Here is a 4,239-nt window from a genome sequence, read left to right as displayed (position 1 = left end):
CCATCGGCGCCGCGCCGCGAGAGGCGCCACTCGCACGCGCCCCAGGACAGCGCGGTTACCGCGGCGGCGAACAGCAGGGCGACGGCCGGGCGCGGGGTCTCTCGCCGTCGCGCCAGCGCCGGTCCCAGGACGATCGCCGCGACGGCCCAGGCGGCGTAGGCCAGGTGGGGCTGCGCGGGGGACCGCAGCGTCAGGGCGGGTGCGAGGGCGAGCACGGCCCCGAGCAGCGCTGCCGCCGCCGCGCGATCACCGGACCGCCAACCGGCCCGCGCCCGGAAACCCCAAACCAGCCAGGCCAGCAGCCCCACGACGCCCGTGAGGAGCGTGAAGCGGGCGGTCGGCACCGGCCAGGGCGAGATCATCCACCAGCCGTACTGCATCAGGTCGAGCGGCACCTTGGCCGCGGACCACAGCTCGCGGGCGTGACCGGCCGCGGGCGCGCCGTGCCGCAGCAGCAGCGCGATCTCGAACCCGGACGCGATCGCCAGACCGGCGGCCACGGCCAGCCGCTCGCGCCGCCGCGCGCGGTCGCCGCCCAAGGCCAGCACGGCGGCCCAGAACGGCAGCCCCAGCGCGCTTTCCCGGCTCGACACCGCCAGCAGGCCGGCCAGCGCGGCCGTCGCCGCGGCGCGCGGCCCCCCCGCGAGCAGCCGCTCGACGCAGAACAGCGCCAGCGCCGCGCCGAGCAGATCCTGGACGCCGGCGGCCTGGTAGAGGGGGACGAAGGCGAGGCTGGTGATCGCCGTCAGCAGGGCCGCGGCGAACGCGCCCGCGCGGGAGGCGCCGGCCCGCAGGGCGAGCCGGTGGACCAGCACCGTCACGGCCCCGTGCAGCAGCAGGCGGGTCACGGCCCACGGACCGGGCGTCGTGCCCAGCAACGGCCCCAGAAGCCGCCAGTAGGCGACCTGGCTGAACCAGCGGACCGGCGCCTCGCCGCTCCCGGCCACGCCCGCGGCGCGGCCGAGCAGTTCCCAGTCGGCGCCGTGCCACCAGGCGCCCAGCGTCGGCAGGCGGCCGAACACCGCGACGAGGAACAGCAGCAGTTCCGTCTGCGGGACGGGGAGCGGGCGGCGTTCGGCGTTCACGATCCGGCACTCCTGTGCGTCGGCGAGAGGACGGGGCTGCCGTGGACGGCGCGATATGCTATCCTGGCCGGGCGACGCCGCCGGCAGCGGCGCCGCTTTCGTGCCCGCAGGCCGGGCACGCTTTGGCAACATTAACGAGGGTTCCGCCGGCGGGCAACAGCGCAACGCCGACGGGACGAACCGACGGGAGAGCAGGGGATGACGAGCAGGACGATGCTGACGCTGGGCGCGTTGACGATCCTGGCCGCGGTCGGACCGGCGGGGTGCGTGTCGGAGGCCCCCGGCCCGCTGGCCATGAACGATCAGGAGCTGGAAGCCTGGGAGATCCGCCTGGTCGAGTTCCGCATCGACAAGAACGAAGCCTTCATGGACTCGACGCAGACCGCCCTGCGCGTGGAGGACCTGCCCGGTTTCGAGGGGCTCAACTACTACTACCCCGAGAAGGGCCTGCGCTACCGGCTGCCCCTGGAGCCCGTGACCGGCGGCCGGACCGTCGAGCTGACCAAGCGCAAGGGCAACACCGTGCCCTACGTGCTCAAGGGCAAGGTCACCTTCGCCTACGAGGGGAAGAACCACACGCTCTCGGTCCTGGGACCGGCCGACCCCAAGGACGGCGACTACCTGTGGCTGCCGTTCTACGACGCGACCTCGGGCGAGGAGACCTACGGCGGCGGCCGCTACCTCGACCTCGAGCTCGCCGCGGACGGCACCGTGGAGGTGGACTTCAACTTCGCCTACAACCCGCTCTGCGACTACAACCCGGAGAAGTACAACTGCACGCTCCCGCCGGCGGAGAACCGGCTGCCGTTCGCCGTGCGGGCGGGCGAGAAGCTCTTCCGCGCGCACGAATGACGGGAGGGGCGCCCGATGCCGGCCGTGGCTGACCTCGTGGCGGAGTCCGGGCGCTGGCTGCTGCTGGGACTCTGGATCCTGGCGCTGCTCGCGACGCCGCTGCTGACGGTCCTGGGGCTGAGCGGCAACTTCGTCATCGTCGGGCTGGCGCTCCTGCACGCCCTGGTCACTGGCTTCACCCCGCTCACCTGGCCCTTCCTGCTGCTCCTGCTCGGCCTCGCCCTGCTGGGCGAGGCCGTGGAGGCGGTCGTCGGCACGCTCTACGTCGCCCGCAAGGGCGCGACCCGCCTCGGGGTCCTGGGCGCCTTCGTGGGGGGGCTGGCCGGGGCCGTGGCCGGCGGCGCCGTGGTGCCCGTGCTCGGAGCCGTAGCCGGCGGGTTCGTCGGTTCCTTCCTCGGCGCGGTGAGCGGCCAGTACTGGCGCGAGCGGCGCCTCGAGCCCAGCCTGCGCATCGGCTGGCACGCCTTCGCCGGCAAGACCCTGGCCAGCCTCTTCAAGGTCGCCGTGTCGGCCGTGATGATCGTCCTGATCCTGCTGCGGGTCTTCCCGCGGGCCTGAACACGGGCTGGCGCCGGGGCGCGCCGGCTCGCATGATGGTGGCATGACGGCCCGCTCCGACACCCTCGATGCGATCGCCCTGGAACGCCTGACCATGCGCCGCTACCTGCTGGGCATGGTCTGCCAGGGCGTGTGGTGGTCGGGCTACATCCTGTTCCCGTTCGTGCTGGCGAAGTCGCTGCTCGCGCCCGGCTGGCTGGTGACCTTCACGGTCATCCTGGAGTCGGCCAGCATGGTGCTGGCCATCTACTGGGGACGGATGCTCGAGCGCGGCGGGCGCCGCCGCTGGCTGTTCTGGGGCGGGCTCGGCGGCCGCGCGATCATGGTGCTGATGTTCCTGGTGCGGGGCCCGCTGGCGTTCACGGCCCTGCTCGCGGTGGTCTACTTCTTCTCCTCGCTGGTCTATCCCGCCCAGAACGGGATCCTGCAGGAGAACATCCGCGCCGATCGCCGCGGCGAGGCCTACGGCCGCGGCGCCCTGGCCCAGCACCTGACCGCCGCGGCGATGAGCCTGCTGCTGGGCGCGCTGCTGGACCGCGATCCGATGAGCTTCCGCTGGCTCTACCCGCTGCTCGGCCTGGTCGGCTTCGTCCACCTGCTGATCCTGGCCCGGCTGCCGCGGCCCGCGGGCGGCCGGGACCCCGGTGTCGTCGTGACGCCGCGCCGGGCGCGCGAATGGCCGAGCCTCCGCCGGCTCGCGGATGCGGCCACCTCGCCCTTCCACGAAGCGGCGGCGACCTTCCGCGAGGACCGCGACTTCTACTGGTTCGAGATCAACTTCATGATCTACGGCATCGCCTACATGATGCTCATGCCCGTCGTGCCCCTGTATTTCACCGAGGAGCTGGACCTCAGCTACCAGCAGATCTCCCACGCCCGCGTGCTGATCGCCTCGCTCGGGGTGGCGCTGCTGGGGCCGCTCATGGGGCGGCTCATGGACCGCCACCACCCGGTGCGGCTGTCCAGCGTGAGCTACGCGGCGCTCGCCCTGTACCCCCTGACGCTGGCCGCGGGGACCCTGCTGCCGTCGGTCTCGCCGGCCCTGATCGCCTACGCGGCCTTCGGCGTCTACGCCCTGGCCATGGCGGGCATCAACGTCACCTGGAACGTCGGCTCGATCAGCTTCGCGCCGCCGGGCCGGGGGGGCTACTACCAGGGCGTCCACGTGGCGATGGTGGGGGGGCGCGGCCTGATCGGGCCGCTGATCGGCTTCGCGGTGCTGCGGCTGCTCGGCTACCGCGAGGTGTTCGTCGTCGCGGCGGCGATCTTCGTCGGGGCGGCGGTCAGCTCGGCGCTGCTCGGGCGGCGGCTCGGCCGGCGCGGGCTCCCGCCGGCCGCCTGACCCGCAACGGCTTGCCCGACGCGGGCTCCCGTGCGAACCTGTGCCCGTCCCAACACCGACCGTACCAGAACCGGAGGAGGCGGCCGTGTCCTCACGTCTGAAGGCCTTCCGCGAGTACCGCGAACGCATGAACGCGCAGATCCTCGACGAGGCTACCCTGACCACGAAGCGCTTCTTCAACCTCGACACCCGCTGCTACGAGGACGGCGCGCTGAGCGCGCGCACCAAGGAGATGCTGGGCCTGAGCGCCTCGCTGGTGCTGCGCTGCGACGACTGCATCGCCTACCACACGATCCGCTGCGTCGAGCTGGGCGTGAGCAAGGCCGAGATCCTGGAGATCTTCGACGTGGGCCTGATCGTGGGCGGGTCGATCGTCGTCCCGCACCTGCGCCGGGCCCACGA

5 protein-coding genes are annotated in these 4,239 nt (G+C 72.9%); 4 read left to right on the top strand and 1 reads right to left on the bottom strand.

Features of this window, described 5'->3' with window-relative positions; all coding sequences use genetic code 11:
• Positions 1-1,085, bottom strand: a 1,085-nt coding sequence (locus Q7W29_06805) for a hypothetical protein (GenBank protein ID MDO9171524.1), incomplete at its 3' end; no start/stop codon positions are given.
• Between the two features lie 198 nt (positions 1,086-1,283).
• Between Q7W29_06805 and Q7W29_06800 the strand changes: the two genes are divergently transcribed.
• The 4 genes from Q7W29_06800 to Q7W29_06785 all read left to right on the top strand — a co-directional run.
• Positions 1,284-1,937: a DUF1684 domain-containing protein gene (locus Q7W29_06800; protein MDO9171523.1), complete on the top strand. Its 654-nt coding sequence runs from the start codon at positions 1,284-1,286 to the stop codon at positions 1,935-1,937.
• Between the two features lie 15 nt (positions 1,938-1,952).
• Positions 1,953-2,495, top strand: a complete 543-nt coding sequence (locus Q7W29_06795) for a DUF456 family protein (GenBank protein ID MDO9171522.1) — start codon at positions 1,953-1,955, stop codon at positions 2,493-2,495.
• 43 nt (positions 2,496-2,538) lie between these two features.
• Positions 2,539-3,837 (top strand): MFS transporter, encoded by a 1,299-nt coding sequence (locus Q7W29_06790; GenBank protein MDO9171521.1) that lies wholly within the window; start codon positions 2,539-2,541, stop codon positions 3,835-3,837.
• 127 nt (positions 3,838-3,964) lie between these two features.
• The coding region (locus Q7W29_06785; GenBank protein ID MDO9171520.1) for a carboxymuconolactone decarboxylase family protein at positions 3,965-4,239 on the top strand (275 nt) is incomplete at its 3' end.

Source organism: bacterium (genome assembly GCA_030654305.1).
GTDB lineage: Bacteria > Krumholzibacteriota > Krumholzibacteriia > LZORAL124-64-63 > LZORAL124-64-63 > PNOJ01.
This window is presented reverse-complemented; position numbering and strand designations above follow the sequence as displayed.

What these genes read in the sequence shown, in the direction of transcription:
- Q7W29_06800 (MDO9171523.1), top strand. Translation starts at nt 1,284, where the DNA reads ATGACGAGCAGGACGATGCTGACGCTGGGCGCGTTGACGATCCTGGCC.
- Q7W29_06795 (MDO9171522.1), top strand. Translation starts at nt 1,953, where the DNA reads ATGCCGGCCGTGGCTGACCTCGTGGCGGAGTCCGGGCGCTGGCTGCTG.
- Q7W29_06790 (MDO9171521.1), top strand. Translation starts at nt 2,539, where the DNA reads ATGACGGCCCGCTCCGACACCCTCGATGCGATCGCCCTGGAACGCCTG.